18 protein-coding genes are annotated in these 17121 nt (G+C 73.1%); 12 read left to right on the top strand and 6 right to left on the bottom strand.

Annotated elements, in window-relative coordinates:
• Positions 1 to 214: 214 nt before the first annotated feature.
• From A8711_RS21620 to ispF, 3 genes are all read left to right on the top strand, one after another.
• Positions 215 to 700 (top strand): CarD family transcriptional regulator, encoded by a 486-nt coding sequence (locus A8711_RS21620; RefSeq protein ID WP_007073334.1) that lies wholly within the window; start codon positions 215 to 217, stop codon positions 698 to 700.
• Positions 701 to 753: 53 nt separating this feature from the next.
• A complete protein-coding gene (ispD, locus tag A8711_RS21615; RefSeq protein WP_069089192.1) occupies positions 754 to 1449 on the top strand; it encodes a 2-C-methyl-D-erythritol 4-phosphate cytidylyltransferase in 696 nt (231 codons plus the stop codon).
• Between the two features lie 86 nt (positions 1450 to 1535).
• Positions 1536 to 2018 carry a 2-C-methyl-D-erythritol 2,4-cyclodiphosphate synthase gene (ispF, locus tag A8711_RS21610; protein ID WP_069089199.1) on the top strand — a complete coding sequence of 161 codons (483 nt, stop codon included), beginning with the start codon at positions 1536 to 1538 and terminating at the stop codon, positions 2016 to 2018.
• A 38-nt stretch (positions 2019 to 2056) separates the two neighbouring features.
• On the opposite strand, the gene A8711_RS21605 is transcribed toward ispF, so the two are convergent.
• Entirely contained in the window at positions 2057 to 2587 is a 531-nt protein-coding gene (locus tag A8711_RS21605) for a hypothetical protein (protein ID WP_069089191.1), read from the bottom strand.
• Positions 2588 to 2762: 175 nt separating this feature from the next.
• Between A8711_RS21605 and A8711_RS21600 the strand changes: the two genes are divergently transcribed.
• From A8711_RS21600 to A8711_RS21590, 3 genes are read left to right on the top strand one after another with little or no spacing between them, the layout of a single operon-like run.
• A complete protein-coding gene (locus A8711_RS21600; protein ID WP_043327927.1) occupies positions 2763 to 4115 on the top strand; it encodes a BTAD domain-containing putative transcriptional regulator in 1353 nt (450 codons plus the stop codon).
• Positions 4116 to 4165: 50 nt separating this feature from the next.
• Entirely contained in the window at positions 4166 to 5254 is a 1089-nt protein-coding gene (locus A8711_RS21595; protein ID WP_043330868.1) for a lipopolysaccharide assembly protein LapB, read from the top strand.
• 46 nt (positions 5255 to 5300) lie between these two features.
• Positions 5301 to 6341: an NAD(P)-dependent alcohol dehydrogenase gene (locus A8711_RS21590; protein WP_069089190.1), complete on the top strand. Its 1041-nt coding sequence runs from the start codon at positions 5301 to 5303 to the stop codon at positions 6339 to 6341.
• Positions 6342 to 6396: 55 nt separating this feature from the next.
• Here A8711_RS21590 and A8711_RS21585 read toward each other — a convergent pair whose 3' ends face one another.
• Positions 6397 to 7563 (bottom strand): homogentisate 1,2-dioxygenase, encoded by a 1167-nt coding sequence (locus A8711_RS21585; RefSeq protein WP_043327929.1) that lies wholly within the window; start codon positions 7561 to 7563, stop codon positions 6397 to 6399.
• Positions 7564 to 7657: 94 nt separating this feature from the next.
• On the opposite strand from A8711_RS21585, the gene A8711_RS21580 reads away from it, so the two are divergent.
• The 5 genes from A8711_RS21580 to A8711_RS21560 all read left to right on the top strand — a co-directional run bounded on the left by A8711_RS21580 (position 7658) and on the right by A8711_RS21560 (position 12133).
• The gene (locus A8711_RS21580; RefSeq protein WP_069089189.1) at positions 7658 to 8524 is read left to right on the top strand and encodes a hypothetical protein; all 867 of its coding nucleotides are present in this window, start codon (positions 7658 to 7660) and stop codon (positions 8522 to 8524) included.
• 110 nt (positions 8525 to 8634) lie between these two features.
• Positions 8635 to 9834 (top strand): fumarylacetoacetase, encoded by a 1200-nt coding sequence (fahA, locus tag A8711_RS21575; RefSeq protein ID WP_069089198.1) that lies wholly within the window; start codon positions 8635 to 8637, stop codon positions 9832 to 9834.
• Between the two features lie 174 nt (positions 9835 to 10008).
• Entirely contained in the window at positions 10009 to 10218 is a 210-nt protein-coding gene (locus A8711_RS21570; protein ID WP_043327931.1) for a DUF397 domain-containing protein, read from the top strand.
• Positions 10219 to 10332: 114 nt separating this feature from the next.
• Entirely contained in the window at positions 10333 to 10815 is a 483-nt protein-coding gene (locus A8711_RS21565) for an SRPBCC family protein (protein WP_064446759.1), read from the top strand.
• A 67-nt stretch (positions 10816 to 10882) separates the two neighbouring features.
• A complete protein-coding gene (locus tag A8711_RS21560) occupies positions 10883 to 12133 on the top strand; it encodes a PQQ-binding-like beta-propeller repeat protein (protein WP_069089188.1) in 1251 nt (416 codons plus the stop codon).
• Positions 12134 to 12239: 106 nt separating this feature from the next.
• On the opposite strand, the gene hisC is transcribed toward A8711_RS21560, so the two are convergent.
• The 4 genes from hisC to hppD form a co-directional block, all read right to left on the bottom strand.
• The gene (gene hisC / locus A8711_RS21555; protein ID WP_043327934.1) at positions 12240 to 13343 is read right to left on the bottom strand and encodes a histidinol-phosphate transaminase; all 1104 of its coding nucleotides are present in this window, start codon (positions 13341 to 13343) and stop codon (positions 12240 to 12242) included.
• The gene (locus A8711_RS21550; RefSeq protein WP_069089187.1) at positions 13340 to 14404 is read right to left on the bottom strand and encodes an RDD family protein; all 1065 of its coding nucleotides are present in this window, start codon (positions 14402 to 14404) and stop codon (positions 13340 to 13342) included. Before A8711_RS21550 ends, hisC begins: the two co-directional genes overlap by 4 nt.
• A 115-nt stretch (positions 14405 to 14519) precedes the next feature.
• Positions 14520 to 15224: an RDD family protein gene (locus A8711_RS21545; protein WP_069089186.1), complete on the bottom strand. Its 705-nt coding sequence runs from the start codon at positions 15222 to 15224 to the stop codon at positions 14520 to 14522.
• A gap of 10 nt (positions 15225 to 15234) precedes the next feature.
• Positions 15235 to 16440 carry a 4-hydroxyphenylpyruvate dioxygenase gene (gene hppD / locus A8711_RS21540; RefSeq protein WP_069089185.1) on the bottom strand — a complete coding sequence of 402 codons (1206 nt, stop codon included), beginning with the start codon at positions 16438 to 16440 and terminating at the stop codon, positions 15235 to 15237.
• A gap of 140 nt (positions 16441 to 16580) precedes the next feature.
• On the opposite strand from hppD, the gene A8711_RS21535 reads away from it, so the two are divergent.
• Entirely contained in the window at positions 16581 to 17069 is a 489-nt protein-coding gene (locus tag A8711_RS21535) for an Lrp/AsnC family transcriptional regulator (protein WP_013288920.1), read from the top strand.
• Positions 17070 to 17121: the final 52 nt, after the last annotated feature.

The following is a 17121-nucleotide window of genomic DNA, read 5'->3' as shown; positions in this document are numbered from 1 at the left end:
GAGCGCATTGCCCTAGATCTGGACGCTCCCGTCACCCCTTACCGGGTTGTCACGTGATCCTCACGGAGCGTGTCGAAACCATCGGTTTGGCCGCCTGTCAAGCTGAAGAAATACCTCTCACAGGGCCCCTGAGCTGCGCCAACGGTCAGGACAGCGGTGAGACATCGGTGCCTGAGCGTGTTACCCTAGACACAGCGAAAGGGGTTTCGAACCTATGGTTTTCAGTGTCGGCGAGACCGTTGTTTACCCCCACCACGGGGCCGCACTCATCGAGGCAATCGAGACTCGGGTCATCAAGGGCGAGCCCAAGCAATACCTCGTCCTGAGGGTCGCACAGGGTGACCTGACGGTCCGGGTTCCCGCCGAGAACGCCGAGATCGTGGGTGTGCGCGAGGTGGTTGGCGAAGAGGGCCTGGGCAAGGTCTTCGACGTGCTCCGTGCACCACACACCGAGGAGCCGACCAACTGGTCGCGGCGTTACAAGGCGAATCTGGAGAAGCTGGCCTCCGGTAACCCGCTGAAGGTGGCCGAGGTCGTCCGCGACCTGTGGCGCCGGGAGCGGGAGCGGGGCCTGTCGGCGGGCGAGAAGCGGATGCTCGCCAAGGCTCGTGACATTCTCGTCGGCGAGGTCGCGCTGGCCGAGAAGAGCACCAAGGACGAGGCCGAGACGCTGCTCGACAAGGTGCTGACCGAGGCCTGATCCACACCTCTGCCTCTACCCACCCCGCAGCGAACGAATCCGAGGACCGCGACGTGACCGCGCAGCTCAATCCGCGCGGTGACGTCGCGGTCCTCGTTCCTGCGGCCGGTGCCGGCGTACGCCTCGGACCCGGCGCCCCCAAGGCGCTCCGCCCGCTCGCCGGTGAACCACTGCTCGTGCACGCCGTCCGCCGGGTCGCCGCCGCGCCCTCGGTGCACACGATCGTGGTGGCCGCACCGGCCACCGAGGTCGAGGCGGTACGCGCGATGCTGGCGCCCGTGGCGCCGGTGACAGTGGTGCCCGGTGGCGCCGAGCGTCAGGCGTCGGTGGCGGCGGCTCTCGCAGCGGTGCCCGCCGGTCCGGAGATCGTCCTGGTGCACGACGCCGCCCGTGCGCTCACCCCGCCGGGCCTGGTCGAGTCGGTGGCGGCGGCGGTCCGCGACGGGCACGACGCGGTGATCCCGGTGCTGCCGGTGGTCGACACCGTCAAGGAGGTCGACGCGGCCGAGCGGGTGCTCGGCACCGTCGACCGGTCCGCGTTGCGGGCGGTCCAGACGCCGCAGGGCTTCCGCCGCTCGGTACTGCTCGCGGCCCACCGGTCGGCGGGTGACGCGCTCACCGACGACGCCGGGCTGGTCGAGAAGCAGGGGATCGCGGTCACCTGCGTACCCGGCTCCGAGCTGGCCCTGAAGATCACCCGCCCGTTCGACCTGTCCCTGGCCGAACACCTGCTGTCCACCGGCGCCTGACCTCGCCCCGTGGGGTCCGATTTCCTACCGAGATCTCTCTCGCGGTGCCCGAGTGGCGCACGCGACTGTCCGCGTACCCTCTGGTCATGATCGTTCCTCGGGTGGCCGTCGGCACCGACGTGCACGCGTTCGCGGCCGGGCGGCCCTGCTGGGTCGCGGGCCTGCACTGGCCGGACCAGGACGGCCTGGCCGGTCACTCCGACGCCGACGTGGCGGCGCACGCCGCCTGCAACGCGCTGCTCTCCGCCGCCGGCCTGGGTGACCTGGGCGCGAACTTCGGGGTGGACCAGCCGGAGTGGGCCGGTGCCTCCGGGGTGGCGCTGCTGACCGAGAGCGCGCGCCGGGTACGGGCGGCGGGCTTCCAGATCGGCAACGTGTCGGTGCAGGTCGTCGGCAACCGCCCCAAGATCGGGCCGCGCCGGGAGGAAGCGCAGCGGGTGCTCTCCGAGGCGGTCGGCGCGCCGGTGACCGTGTCCGCTGCGACCACCGACGGCCTCGGCTTCACCGGGCGTGGGGAAGGGCTGGCCGGGATCGCGGTGGCCCTGGTCTACGAGGCCCCGGCCGACTGACGCGGTGACCGGGGGACGCCGGTCACCGCGTCACCCGATCAGTAGACGTCGGTGCAGACGTTGTGGGTCGTGCCGTGGAGCATCGTGATGGTCTTGTCGTAGGTGGGGGAGAACTCCACCCGGAACTGGCCGTCGACGATCCATAGCCCCTTCGGCAGCGTGCCGGCGTTCTCCCGGAAGCCGAGCAGCACCGGCCCGGTCACGTACCAGGTCATCGAGCCGTCGGTGCGGTAGTCGACGAGCGAGGTGCCGCTCGCGTCAGCGGTGGACGTGGCGCCGGTCTCCAGGTTCGTCACCCGGTTGATCAGGGCGCCGGTGAACAGTTCCCGCTTCGGTGCGCCGTCCGGATACGTGGCGAGCGTCAACTTGCGCACCTCGTCCACGATCGGCTCCACGCGTACCGCGAACTCGCATCGCGCGCCGGCGGGCAACTCGAATGGCGCCTGCGGGGCCGGCTCCCAGGCGCCGACGCCGTGGTGCCGGTCCGGCGCGGCGGTCGCCGAGCCGGGTAGCGCCGCGACAACCACTGCCACAACCGCCGCCACCGCGACGCTCATCCTGAAACGCATGTCCGCTCTCCATCTCGTCGGTGGTCAGGGCGGTCAGGATCGCCGGGCCGGCTCACCACGGGCTGACCGCACTGTGCGGAGCTGTCCGAGCGGGCGGACCGGACGACCGGACGGCTGACCATGCGATCACCGCCGCACGGCAACCTCCGGCCCGGATCGACCGGTCCTGTTCGGTATGGAGTTCCGCCTGCTCGGGCCGTTCGAGGCCCGCCACGACGGTCGGCCGGTCGAGGTCGGCAGCCGACGCCAGGAGCGATGCCTGCTCGGGATGCTGTTGCTCGACGTGGGGCGCGTGGTGCCGACCGACCGCCTCGTCGACCTGCTCTGGAACGGCCGGCCGCCGGCCGCCGCCCGGGGCGTGGTGCAGACGTACGTCGGGCGGCTGCGGGGCTCGCTCCACGCGTACGGAGTGCGGATCAGCACCCGGGGCGAGGGCTACGTGGTCGAGGAGGACGGGCACCGGGTCGACGTCGACGAGTTCGCCGAACTGGTCCGGAGGGCCGGGCGAGCCGCCGATCCCGCCGAGCGGGTGCGGTCGCTCGACCGGGCGCTGGCTCTCTGGCGCGGGCCGTTGCTCGCCGACGCGGCGGACGACGAGCTGCGGCACCGGCTGCACGGCACTGTCGAGGAGCTGCGCCTGGTGGCCGTGGAGCTACGGGCCGAGGCGCAGCTCGCGCTGGGCCAGCACACGCGGGCGATCGCCGAACTGCTGCCGCTGGCCGCCGAGCACCCGACGCGGGAACACCTCGTGGCGGTCCTGATGACCGCCCTGTACCGGGGTGCCCGGCGGGCCGACGCGCTGCGCCTCTACCGCGCCACGCGGGACCTGCTCGTGGCCGACTTCGGTGTCGAGCCGGGCCCCCGGCTCCGCGAGGTGCAGCGGCGGGTGCTCGCGGGCGACGACCGCCTGGACCGGGTCGGCCGGCCGATGCACGAGATCCGGGTGAACGACGAGAGCCTGCCGTGGAGCGTGGGCGGCCACCCGGCCCTGGACTTCTGCAACACCCTCGCCGGTTGGGGGCGCGAGTCCCCGTTGCCCGGCGCCGAGTGGCTGCGCGGCTATCGCACCCTTGCTGTCTGGGCCGGCCATGTCGGGCTGGTGGACGAGGTGTCGATGAACCGTCTGCTTCACCTCGCCCGGCGCGATCCCGGCACGGCGGAGGTGGTGCTCGACGAGGCCCGTACGCTCCGCGCCGCGCTCTACGCCAGCCTGGTCGACCCGGACGACGGCCCGGCCTTCGAAGCGGTCGCCCGGGCCGCCGAGGCCGCCGCCCGTACGCTCGCGTTCCGGCGCGCGGTCGACGGACGCGGTCGCTGGTGGCCGGACCTCGCCGCCGGCCTTCGGGTGCCGGTGCACGCCGCCGCGTTCAGCGGCGCGCAACTGCTCGCCGATCCGGCCCGGTTCACCGTGCGGGCCTGCCCGGACCGGAGCTGCGGGTGGTTGTTCCTGGACGAGAGCGGGCTGCGCCGGTGGTGCAGCCTCGGGACGTGTGGCGGCCGGGCGGGCGTCGCCTGCCGGAGTTCCTGACGACGGGAGCTGTCGGCAGCTGGTGGGCCGGGGCGGATACGCTCGCCGGGATGCCGAGTGACGCCGCACCCGACCAGTCCGCCGCCGACGGCTACCTGCAACGCGCCCATCTCCTCGCCGAGCTGGGCCGCTACGACGAGGGCGTCGGCGAACTCACCGCGCTGCTCGCGGACGAGCCCGGGCACCTGCCCGCGTTGACCATGCTGGCCCGGATGCACCTGGCCGCCGGGCGTCCGGCGGAGGCGCTGGCCGTCGCCGAGACGGCCGTGACCCCAGTTCCGGACGCCGTGACAGCCGACGGCGAAACGTCCGCCGTCGAGCCGCCCACTGCCGCTGAGACGTCCGGGACGCGTGCCGCCGAAGCGGCCGGGGGTGTCCTGCCGGTGCTCGTGGCCCGTGGCTTCGCGCTGCTCGACCTCGAACGCTGGAAGCCCGCAGCGGCCACCGCCGACGAGATCCTGGCGCACGGTCCGGGCGACGCGTACGCGCAGCGCAGCGCCGCCGCCATTCTCTCCGCGTCGCGCAACGGGCAGGCGGCGCTGGACGCGGCGTGGCGGGGTGTCGAGCTGGCCCCGGAGGAGCCGGAGGCGCACCTGGTGCTGGGCCTGGTCGCGGTGCGGCTGCAACTGTTCGACCTGGCCGAGCGGGCCTACCGGGAGGCGCTGCGGCTGGACCCGGAGCTGGGCGAGGCGGGGCAGGACGTGGGCGTGGCCCGGCTGGAGCGACGCCGCTACGCCGAGACGCTGGAGCACCTGACCGCGCTGGCGGACCTGCCGGTGGCCCGGCCCGACCCGGTCCGGACCGTGGACGACGGGATCCGGCGGCTCCTGCTGTCGGTGGCCGGCTGGTCGCTGCTCGCGAGCCTGCTGGCCGGCGTCCTGGCCCCGGCCTCGTCCGGCGCGTCCCGGCTGTTCGCGGCGCTGTCGGTGGCCGGCGTGGCGGTGCTGCTGCGGCGTCCGGCGACGTGGCGGCCCGGCCTGCGGGAGGCGATGTCGCGCGGCCTGGCCGTGCCGGTCTGGGCGGCCGCCGCCGCGGTGCTGCTGCTTCTCGTGTACGCGCTGGTCGGCAGCCCGTGGCCGCTGGCCGGGGTGGTGACCGCGTCGGTGGTGGCCGGACTCACCGCGTTCGCTCGCCGGTGAGAGGGTAGGAGGACCGGAAACACCGGCTCAAGGAATGCGGGGACCCGTGCTCACCGTCAATGCCTACGCGGCGACGTCCGCGACCGAACCGCTCGTCCCGACCACCATCGAGCGGCGGGATCTCGGCCCGGACGACGTTCTCATCGACATCAAGTTCTCCGGCATCTGTCACTCCGACATCCACACCGCGCGCAGCGAGTGGGGCCCGACCCGCTACCCGATCGTGGTCGGCCACGAGATCGCGGGCGTGGTGCGTGAGGTCGRCTCGGCGGTCACGAAGTTCGCCGTCGGCGACCGGGTCGGCGTCGGCTGCCTGGTCGACTCCTGCCGGGAGTGCGACAACTGCCGCAAAGGGCTGGAGCAGTACTGCCTGAAGGGCAGCACCGGCACGTACGGCGGGGTGGGGCGGGACGGCAAGCCGACCCAGGGCGGCTACTCGCAGGCCATCGTGGTCACCGAGGACTTCGTGCTGCGCATCCCGGACGGCATCGAGCTGGACGCCGCCGCGCCGCTGCTCTGCGCCGGTATCACCACGTACTCGCCGCTGCGGCACTGGAACGCCGGGCCGGGCACCCGGGTGGCGGTGATCGGCATGGGCGGCCTCGGCCACATGGCCGTGAAGCTGGCCCACGCGATGGGCGCCGAGGTGACTGTGCTGTCGCAGTCGCTGAAGAAGCGGGAGGACGGGCTGCGGCTCGGTGCCGACCACTACTACGCCACCTCGGACGAGGAGACGTTCCGTGAGCTGGCCAACTCGTTCGACCTGATCATCAACACGGTCAGCGCGACCCTCGACATGGACGCGTACCTGCGGCTGCTCGCGGTGGACGGGACGCTGGTCAACGTGGGCGCGCCCGAGGATTCGCTGTCGGTGCACGCGTTCTCGCTGATCCCGGCCCGCCGTTCGTTCGCCGGGTCGAACATCGGCGGCATCGCGGAGACCCAGGAGATGCTCGACTTCTGCGCCGAGCACGGGCTGGGCGCCGAGATCGAGGTCATTGGAGCCGAGAAGATCAACGAGGCGTACGAGCGGGTGCTCGCCTCCGACGTGCGCTACCGCTTCGTCATCGACGCGTCCACGTTCTGACGACCGCGTGCGAAGGGGCCGCGTCCGTGCCGGGCGCGGCCCCTTTTCGCGTACGTCAGGGCTTGCGCGCCCAGGTCCAGGCGTAGCCGTCGTCCTCGCAGTCGGCGGCCGCGTCGCAGAGGTCGAGCGGGCGGAACGTGTCGACCATGACCGCCAGCTCGTCGAAGAACTCCGCGCCGATCGAGCGTTCGGCCGCGCCCGGCTGGGGGCCGTGGGTGAAGCCGGACGGGTGCAGCGAGATCGAGCCCTGCTCGATGCCGGAGCCGCGCCGGGCCTCGTAGTTGCCACCGGTGTAGAACAGCATCTCGTCGGAGTCGACGTTGTGGTGGTTGTACGGCACCGGGATGGCGGCCGGGTGGTAGTCGACCTTACGCGGCACGAACGAGCAGATCACGAAGTTCGGGCCCTGGAACGTCTGGTGCACGGGCGGCGGCTGGTGGATCCGCCCGGTGATCGGCTCGAAGTCGTGGATGGAGAACGCCCACGGGTACATGTGCCCGTCCCAGCCGACCACGTCGAACGGGTGGTTGGCGTAGACGTACCTCGTCCACCCGCGGCGGTGCTTGACGAGCACCTCCACCTCCTCGCCGTCGACCAGCAGCGGCGTGTCCGGTCCCCGGACGTCGCGCTCGCAGTAGGGCGCGTGCTCCAGGAACTGTCCGCGTACGGAGAGGTAGCGCTTGGGCGGCCCGATGTGGCCGGACGCCTCCACGGCGAGCAGCCGGGTCGGTTCGTCGCCGGTGGGCACGAGGCGGTGGATGGTCGAGGTGGGGATGACGACGTAGTCGCCGGCGACCGCGTCGAGCACGCCGAACGGCGACTCGACCCGCATCGACCCGGCCTCCAGGTAGAGGCAGTGGTCGCCGGTGGCGTCGCGGAACAGCGGCGACGGGCGGTCGGCGAGCACGTACGCGATGCGTACGTCGTCGTTGGCGAGCAGGTACTGCCGGCCGAGCACCGGGTCGGCGCCGGTGCCGTCGAGCTTGTGGGTGCGCAGGTGGCGCGGCTTGAGCGGCAGGTTCGGCACCCGCGTGACCGTGGGCGGGGCGAACTCCTCGGCGGCGAGGATCGCGGTCGGCGCGTGGCGGTGGTAGAGCAGTGACGAGTCGGAGGAGAAGCCCTCCTGGCCGACCAGTTCCTCCGCGTAGAGCGTGCCGTCGGGCTGGCGGAACTGGGTGTGGCGCTTGCGCGGCACGTCGCCGACGCTGCGGTAGTACGGCATCTCGCCTCCCGATATGTCCCGTTCTCCGGCCGGTGGCGTCCGATAATCGGACGCTGTTGTCCGTTCCTCGTAGCGTCCCGTACATTCTTGTCTCGTGTCAACGCAGGTGCCCCGCCTCCTCTCCGGCCTGGTGGACGACGCCGCGGTCTTTCCGCCCGGAAACGCCGCGCTGCCCGACGCGGTGACCGCGCACCGCACCCACCGCGCCGCCTGGTACGCCGACATGGTCGGCCCGCTGCTGCTGCCCGCCTCGGAGATCCAGCGCGGGTCGCTGTCCGGGCTGGTGGACCCGGCCGAAGGGCTGGTCATCGGGCTGATCGGCGACACCGGCCTGGACCAGCTCCCGCAGGCGCTGGACGCGCTCGCGCCCGACGGGGTGACCGCCCGGCAGATCGAGGCGCCGGTGGCCAAACGCGGTGAGGACCCGCAACCCGGGCTGTCCGAACTGGTCGCGCTCGCCGACCGGCTCGACGGCACCGCCGTCTACGCGGAGATCCCGCTGACCTTCGGGCTGATGGGCGCGCTCGACACGCTCGCCGAGGCGCGCGCGGGCGGGCTGCCGGTGGCCGCCAAGTTCCGTACCGGCGGGCTCGCCGCCGAGCTGTTCCCCACCCCGGTCGAGCTGGCCGCGGTGATCTGCGCCTGCCGGGACCGTAAGCTGCCGTTCAAGCTCACCGCCGGGCTGCACCACGCGATCCGGCACCGCGACCCGGAGACCGGCTTCAACCACCACGGTTTCGTCAACGTGCTGGGCGCCACGCTCGCCGCCGTCGGGGGCGCCGAGGTGGACGGCGTGGCCGAGCTGCTCGCCGCCACCGACCCGGTCCGTGTGGTCGAGCCGGCGCGGGCGCACCGCGACGCCGAGCGTCCGCTCTGGGTCGGGTACGGCTCGTGCAGCATCTCCGAACCACTTACCGATCTGATCCGGCTGGGGCTGGTGAACGGAGGCTTCGAGGCATGACCGAACGCACCGAGCGGAGCGAGGGCCGTGAGGGCGTGCCCAGTCTGCACGGCATGACCGAACGCACCGAGCGGAGCGAGGGCCGTGAGGGCGTGCCCGGCCGGCACGGCATGACCTGGGTACCAGGGGCGGCGGGGTCGCCGTACGGGGTGACGAACCTGCCGTACGGCGTGTTCCGGCACGGCGAGGGCGAGCCGCGTATCGGCGTCCGCATCGGTGACTTCGCGCTGGACCTGGCCGGCGCGGAGGCCGCCGGTCTGGTGCTGGCCGGCGGGGCGCTGGGCCGGCCGACGCTCAACGCCTTCATGGCGCTCGGCCGCCCGCAGTGGACGGCGGTCCGGCAGCGGGTCGTCGAGCTGCTCACCGAGCCGGAGCACCGGGCGGCGGTCGAGCCGCTGCTGGTGCCGCTGCGCGAGGTCGAGATGCTGCTGCCGTTCGAGGTGGCCGACTACGTCGACTTCTACTCCTCCGAGCACCACGCCTCGAACGTCGGGCAGATCTTCCGGCCCGGCCAGCCGCCGCTGCTGCCGAACTGGAAGCACGTGCCGATCGGCTACCACGGCCGGGCCGGCACCGTGGTCGTCTCCGGCACCCCGGTGGTACGCCCGACCGGGCAGCGCGCCAGCGCGCAGGGCCCGACCACCGGCGCGTCGGTACGGCTGGACATCGAGGCCGAGGTGGGCTTCGTGGTGGGCGTGCCGAGCCGGCTGGGCGAGCGGGTGCCGGTGGCCGACTTCGCCGACCACGTCTTCGGTGTGGTGCTCGTCAACGACTGGTCGGCCCGGGACATCCAGGCCTGGGAGTACCAGCCGCTCGGGCCGTTCCTCGGCAAGTCGTTCGCCACGTCCGTCTCGGCCTGGGTGACGCCGCTGGAGGCGCTCGCCGACGCGTTCGTACCCGCGCCGGACCAGGACCCGCCGGTGCAGGACTACCTGCGCGACACGCCGCACCTCGGGCTGGACCTGACGTTGTCGGTGCAGTGGAACGGCGAGCGGGTCGCCGAGCCGCCGTTCGCCGGCATGTACTGGACCCCGGCGCAGCAGCTCGCCCACCTCACCGTCAACGGCGCGTCGCTGCGTACCGGTGATCTCTATGCCTCCGGCACCGTCTCCGGGCCGGAGCGCGGCCAGGTCGGGTCGTTCCTGGAGCTGACCTGGGGCGGGTCCGAGCCGGTCAAGTTCGCCGACGGCAGCGAGCGGACGTTTCTGGAGGACGGCGACACGGTGACGATCACCGCCACCGCGCCCGGCCCGGACGGCACCACTGTCGCGCTGGGCGAGGTCACCGGGACGATCCTCCCGGCCCACTGAGTTCTGCCTTCCCGAACGGCCCCGGTCGCACCCGATGTGCGACCGGGGCCGTTTCCTTCCGCGTTTATCGCTCCGGATCACGTACGCCCCGGACGGCGGCTCCCGGCCGGAACGGAGCCGCCGATGGTGCCGGGTCGGGGGGCGTACCCGGGTAGCCGAACAGGAAGGACGAGCATGACCGAGTTGACCGGCGCCGTCTGGCGCACCAGCAGCCGCTCGAACGATCAGGGCCTCTGCGTCGAGGTGGCGACGAACGTGGTCGCCGCGCACGGCGTGGTGGGCGTACGCGACTCCAAGGACCCGGACGGCCCGGCGCTCGCGGTGAGCCCCCCGGGCTGGGCCGCGTTCGTCACCGCGCTGCGGGGCGGTTCGTTCCGCGGCTGACCGTCAGTGCCACACCCCGGTGCCCCGACGATCGGGGCACCGGCGGTGGAAATGTCACAGCGAGGCTCCCCGTTTCCGGTCACGGCCCGTACCGTGTACGACACGGGAGGTGCCATGTCGACGGTCACGGTGTCCGCATTCATCGAAGCGCAGGCCGCCGACCTGTGGCGTCTGCTGACCGACCTCCCGGCCCGCGCCGACTGGCTCTCGGCGGTGAGCGCGGTCGAGGTCCTCGGCGCCGGCGGGTTCGGGCCCGGCTCGACCTGGCGGGAGACCCGCGTCCGGCCGGACGGCGGCGCCGAACCGGAGGAGTTCGAGGTGATCGAGGCGGTCGCCCCGAGCCGCCTGGTGCTCGGCTCGCGCGGCGCCGGCGCGGACTACCGCATCACCTGGACGCTGCGCACCGTCGAGCGGCGACGCCGCGGCTGCACCGAGGTCACGGTCGAGCAGGAGGCGGCGCCGACCCGCCCGTACGGCCGGGTGTTGGCCCTGATCCTCGGCGGCCTGGCCGCCCGCGCGGTGGAGGGCGCGCTCCGACGCGACCTGGCCGACCTGGCGTCGGCCGCCGGACCGGCCCGGTCCTCCGAGGCCGCCTGAGCCGACCTGGCCGCTCGCCGCGCCCGGCCCGGACCTGGCCGGTAGGGTGCCGGGTCGGAGGTGACGGATGGCGAAGGCCGCGAGGCGGCGGGCCGTGGTGGCGCTGGTGGCGGTACTCGCCGTCGCGGCGACGGTCGCCGTGGTGGTCCGGGTGCTGGCGCCGGCCGAGGTCGAGACCGTCGCCCGGGAGCCGTACCCGGCGGCGCCCGCGCCGACCGCCGGGGTGATCGGGCGGCTGCCGGTGGCGCCGCTCGTCGTCGACGGCCGGCTGCGCGTCTACGCGGGCGCCCGTCAGGTGTACGCGGACCAGCCGGTCACCGGGCGGCACCGGGTCACCCCGTTCTGGTCGTACCGTCGCTGGCCGGCCACGTTGACCAGGGTGCTCGCCCAGGACACCACGGTGGTCAGCCGCTGGTCCGACGGGAAGCTGGTGGCACTGGACGCGCGTACCGGACGGGTCGCCTGGCGGGCCGACGGCCCGGAGCCGGGGTCGGTGCCGGAGCCGAGGCGGACCTACGCCGGCACGGTCTGGGACCCGGCCGGGCTGCACGTCGCTCGTGCCGCCGGCCGATCCGTGCTGGTGTCGGCGGGTCCCGGCGGGGTCGGCGGGTACGACCTCGCCGACGGGCGCCGGCTCTGGCGCGCCGACCTGCCCCGCGACTGCCGGGCCGACGTGGGTACGACAGCCAGCGGCGATGTGGTCGGGGTGGACAGCTGCGAGGGGCCGCCCGTGGTCGAGCTGCGGGACGCGGCGACCGGCACGGTGCGGACCCGCTGGCGTCCCCCGGACGCGCCGGATCAGCTCGTGGTCACGCCGGTCGGCTGCCCGCACGGGCACTCCGGCTGCCGCGGGTTGCGTACCGCCGGGCCGGGCGGTGCGGGCGGCAAGGGCTGGCTGGTGACCGACCCGGGCGAGCCGAGCGCCGCGCCGGGCCTGGACGCGATGGACACGGTGCTGGACGGCGAGCGGGTGGTGGACACGTCCGGCCCGGTGGTGGTCGGGCGTTCGGCGCGTACCGGCGCGGAGCTGTGGCGCAGGGCGGACATCCACCCGGCCCGGGTGCTCGCGACCGAGCCGGGGCGGGTGCACCTGCTGACCGACCGGCGGGAGCTGGTCACTGTCGACCCGCTCACCGGCGCGACCCGGTCCAGTTTCGTGCTCGACGTCGGGCGGGACGGGATCGGCTGGCGGCCGGGCCGGGCGTACGCGGTGGACGGCTACGTCGCCGTGGAACGGCTGCGGGAGAGCGCCACGCCGGAGGACGACGACCAGGGCTACTTCCTGATGGCCGAGCCGGTGCTGCTCGCCGCCACCTGACCGGCGGTTCGGCCTGCAAAACGGACAAAAGCCACTATTGTTGTCGGATGAGACGCCCAGGGCCGGTCCGTAGGGGGTTGACGGACCGGCCCCGGGCGCGCCCCGGTCAGGCCAGGGCGGACTCGGCCACCGCCAGGAACGCGTCGTTCTCGGCCGGGGTGCCGATGGTGACCCGGACGCCGTCGCCCGGGAACGGGCGGACGATCACGCCGCGCGCCTCGCACGCCCGGCCGAACTCCACCGCCCGCTCGCCGAGCGGCAGCCAGACGAAGTTGGCCTGGCTCTCCGGCACGTCCGGGACGAACTTGCGCAGCGCCTCGGTGACCCGGTCCCGCTCGGCCACTACCAGCGCGCAGCGCCGCTCCACCTCGTCGGCCTGTGCCAGCGCGGCCAGCGCGCCGGCCTGGGCGGCCATGCTGGTGGAGAACGGAGTGACCACCTTGCGCACGGCGGCGGCCACCTCCGGCGCCGCGACCAGCCAGCCGATCCGCAGGCCGGCCAGGCCCCACGCCTTGGACAGCGTGCGCAGCACCGCCACGTTCGGCCGGTCCAGGTAGGTCAGGCCGTCCGGCACCTCCGGGTCGGTGACGAACTCCCGGTACGCCTCGTCGATCACCACGAGCACGTCGTCCGGCACCGCGTCGAGGAAGCGGTCCAGCTCCGCCCGGCGCACCGCCGTACCGGTCGGGTTGTTCGGGTTGCAGACCAGGATCATCCGGGTCCGGTCGGTCACCGCCGCCGCCATCGCGGTGAGGTCGTGACCGTGGCCGGCGTCGTTCGGCACCCGCACGCTGGTCGCGCCGCTGGTCGCCGCGATGATCGGGTACGCCTCGAAGGAGCGCCACGAGTAGAGCAGCTCGTCACCGGGCAGGCAGGTGGCGCGGACCAGGTGCTCGGCCAGCGCCACCGAGCCGCAGCCGGTGGCGATCCGGTCGGCGTCCACGCCGTACCGCTCGGCGAGCGCCTGACGCAGCGCCACCACGCCCATGTCCGGATAGCGGTGCGAACCCGCCACCGCCTCGGCGACCGCCTCCACCACGCCGGGCAGCGGGCCGTAGGGCACCTCGTTGCTGGCCAGCTTGATCGCCTCGGGCAAACCCAGCTCCCGGGCCAGGTCGGCCGGGCTGCGGCCGGGCACGTAGTTGGGCAACGCGTCCAGGTCGGCGCGGGTGAGCCGCAGCGGAGGCTGGTGGCGTCCGGTCTCGGTCATGGGGTGTCTCCCGGGGTGTCGGCGCGGTCGCGCGGGGTGGTACGGGGGTCGGGCCGCTTACGGGGAAGCTGGACCACCACCGTCTGCGCCCGCTTGTCGTGCAGGGCCTGGCGCAGCGGCTGGTCGAACAGGGGCGAGACCGCGTCGATGAGCTGCAGCAGCAGACCGAGCCCGCAGCAGTACCAGAGCAGCGTGGGCAGGCCGAGCGTGCTCCAGCGCCGGGTGGCCCGGCCGAAGCCGAGCGGCTGGTCCGCCTCGACCGGCAGCGCGCGTACGCCCATCAGCCGCTTGCCGAACGTCTGCCCGCGCGCCGCCATCGACGGCACCTCGTAGGCGTACCAGAGCGCGGTGGCGATCACCAGGATGGCGATCTGGAGGCCACCGGCCTGGTCGTCGATCTGGGGCAGCCCCTCGGTGGAGGTGTCACCGTTCATCGCGCGGCGCACCGACTCACGCAGGTACGGCGCGACGGCCTCGAAGTAGCGCCAGACGAACCAGCCGTTCACCACCGCGTTGAGCAGGAACACCACGCCGAAGTCGATCAGGCGGGCGACCAGCCGCGCGCCGTACGAGGCGAGCGGCAGCCCGTGCGGGCGCGGAATCGGCTGTGCGCCCGGCCAGTGCGGGTACGGCCAGCCCGGCGGCGGTCCCTGCGGCGCCGGCCCGGCCTGACCGGGCTGCCGCGGCCACGGGCCGCCCGGCCCCGGCTGCCCGGACTGCCCGGACTGCCCGGGCTGTCCCGGCTGTCCCGGCCAGGAACCGGGCTGTCCGGGCTGTCCGGGCCAGGGGCCGGCCTGACCCGGTTGGCCCGGTTGGCCCGGCTGGCCCGGCCACGGTCCGCCCGGCTGGGCGGGCGCGCCGGACGACGGGGCGACCTCGGACCCGCTACCCGTCCCGGCACCGGGCGTCGCGGCGGCGGCCGGCTCGGGTTCGGCGGGCGGTGGACCGTCGGGCGGGGTGACGTCGACCGGGATCGGCGCGCCGATCCAGCCCTCGCCGTCCCACCAGCGGCGGGTCTCCGGGTCGGCGGGGTCGACGTACCATCCAGGTTCCAAGCTCACAGCGCCGTCCTTGTTCCCGACTGCGGGGCTCGCAGGCCCGGCTCACTCCTCGCGCTCACAGTGCTCCCCTCAGTTCGCGACTGCGGGGCTCGCAGGCCCGGCTCACTCCTCGCGCTCACGGGCCAACCTTAACGACGACCGTTCCGGCGAACTTGTCGTGGAGGCACTGCTGCCAGGGCTTGTCCCACAGTTGCCAGAAACCGTCGAGGTAGTTGAGGAACGGCACGAACATCCCGCCGGCGAACTCGACGGCCCAGCGCTTGCCGAGCATGCCCCGGCTCAGCGCGGCGTCCGGCTGCACCGGCACGATCCGCAGCTTCATCACCTTCTTGCCCAGCGTCTGGCCGGTCCGGCGGGCGTACTCGACGTGGTAGACCCAGTAGAAGACAAGCATGAGCAGCAGGACCCCGAGCTCGGCGGCGAGCAGCGGCAGGAACACGCCGGTCCAGAGTTCGGCCGGCTCGGGACCGTTCGGGCCCGCCTGCTCGATCTCGTCGATCATCCGGACGAAGACGAKGGCGAAGACCGGCAGGAACAGCACCATCGTCACCGCCATCGCGACGGCGGTGTCGATCAGGTAGGCGATCAGCCGGTCACCGAAGCTCGCCAGCGGCTGCCCGTTCGGCGCCACCGGGGGCGGGACGGGCCTCGGGGCGTACCCCGGTGGGGGGTAACCGGGCGGCGGGTAGCCGGGCGGGCCGGCGTACCCCGGAGGAACGTGCTGCGCGGGCACCGCGGGCCCGGTGGGCGGCGCGAAGCCGCCGCCCGCGGGTGCAGGCCCGGCAGGCGGCGGCGTCGGGTTCGGGGGAGGCTGGGTCACGCCGACAGTGTTACAGGTTGCCGCGCTTCTCCTGCTCCCGCTCGATCGCCTCGAACAGGGCCTTGAAGTTGCCCTTGCCGAAGCCGAGGGAGCCGTGCCGCTCGATCAGCTCGAAGAAGACGGTGGGACGGTCCTGCACCGGCTTGGTGAAGATCTGGAGCAGGTAGCCGTCCTCGTCCCGGTCGACCAGGATCTTGCGGGACTGCAGCTCCTCGATCGGCACCCGGACGTTGCCGATGCGGGCGCGCAGCTCCGGGTCCTCGTAGTACGAGTCCGGGGTGTCCAGGAACTCGACGCCCGCCGCGCGCATGGCGTCCACGCTGGCCAGGATGTCGTTGGTGGCCACCGCGATGTGCTGGGCGCCGGGGCCCTGGTAGAACTCCAGGTACTCGTCGATCTGCGACTTCTTTCGGGCCACGGCCGGCTCGTTGAGCGGGAACTTCACCTTGCGGGTGCCGTTGGCGACGACCTTGCTCATCAGCGCCGAGTAGTCGGTGGCGATGTCGTCGCCGATGAACTCGGCCATGTTCGAGAAGCCCATGACGCGCTTGTAGAACTCGACCCACTCGTCCATCCGGCCCAGCTCCACGTTGCCGACCACGTGGTCGACGGCCTGGAAGAACCGCTTCGGCTGGAGGCCGGCGTCGATCATCGGCTGCCGGTCCACGATCGGGCCGCGGGCCACGAAGCCGGGCAGGAACGGGCCGGTGTAGCGGGACCTGTCGATCAGGCTGTGCCGGGTGTCGCCGTACGCGGCGATGGACGCCATCCGCACGGTGCCGTGCTCGTCGCTGACGTCGTGCGGCTCGACCAGGCCGGTCGCGCCCTGCGCCACGGCGTGCGCGTACGCGGCGTCCACGTCCGGCACCTCCAGCGCGATGTCGGAGACGCCGTCGCTGTGCTTCGCCACGTGCTCGGCGCCGTCGGCGTCCGGGCGGACCGCGCCGGTCAGCACGAAGCGGGCCGAACCGCTGGTCAGGACGTACTGCGCGTGGTCGCGGTAGCCCTGCTCCGGCCCCCGGTACGCCACGCAGGTCATGCCGAACGCGGTCGAGTAGTAGTGCGCGGCCTGCTTGGCGTTGCCGACCAGGAAGTGGACGTGGTCCATGCCCTTGACCGGGAACGGGTCGCGGCTGATGTCGTGGTCGACGGCGCCGACGAGAGCGTCGACGTCGACGTCCTCGGTCGACTGGGGTCGGTCGATCGCCTGGGTCATGGTGGCCTCCCTCGCGTACCGGCCGGCCTCGTGGGCCGCCGTGGATGTGCTCTTCCGGGGAGGATCTACGGCGCACGGCGAGTTGGGCAACAGTTGGCGTTATTCCTGGTCAGGTTGTGCATTCGGTACCGTCGGACACCATGAACACTGGTCAGGATGTACAGCTGGACGAGCTGGACGCGCGCTTGATCGAACTGCTGGCGGAGGAACCGCGGATCGGGGTGCTGGAGTGCTCCCGGCGGCTCGGTGTGGCCCGCGGCACGGTCCAGGCCCGGCTGGACAAGCTGGTCGGCCGCGGCGTGGTGACCGGGTTCGGGCCGGACATCACGCCCGCCGCCATCGGCTTCGGGGTGACCAGCTTCGTCACGCTGGAGATCAGCCAGCGGCACGGCCACGACCAGGTCACCGCGCACCTGGCCGCGATTCCCGAGGTGCTGGAGGCGCACACCATCACCGGCTCCAGCGACCTGCTCTGCCGCATCGTCGCCCGGTCGAACACCGACCTCCAGCGGGTCATCGACCAGATCGTCGCCTCCGAGGGGATCCGGCGCGCGTCCACCATCATCGCGCTGGCCGAGCAGATCCCGTACCGCACGCTGCCGCTGGTCCGCTCCGCCGCCCGGGGGTAAGGAAGGGCCCCCTGTTAACGCCTGCGGAGGTGGAAGGGCCCCTTATTAACAC

This window comes from Micromonospora sp. II, assembly GCF_001709195.1.
GTDB lineage: Bacteria > Actinomycetota > Actinomycetes > Mycobacteriales > Micromonosporaceae > Micromonospora > Micromonospora chalcea.
This window is presented reverse-complemented; position numbering and strand designations above follow the sequence as displayed.